Genomic DNA, 207 nt, shown 5'->3' on the forward strand with positions numbered 1-207 from the left:
CGCGGCGTTGCTCCGTCAGACTTTCGTCCATTGCGGAAGATTCCCTACTGCTGCCTCCCGTAGGAGTCTGGGCCGTGTCTCAGTCCCAGTGTGGCCGATCACCCTCTCAGGGCGGCTACGCATCGTTGCCTTGGTGAGCCGTTACCTCACCAACTAGCTAATGCGACGCGGGTCCATCCATAAGTGACAGCCGAAGCCGCCTTTCAA

1 rRNA gene is annotated in these 207 nt (G+C 59.9%); it reads right to left on the reverse strand.

Annotated features, from left to right (window positions below):
* Positions 1–207, reverse strand: a 16S ribosomal RNA gene (locus MR083_RS27695); the annotation flags it as partial.

The sequence above is a fragment of the Bacillus cereus group sp. BfR-BA-01408 genome, assembly GCF_022663305.1.
GTDB lineage: Bacteria > Bacillota > Bacilli > Bacillales > Bacillaceae_G > Bacillus_A > Bacillus_A pacificus.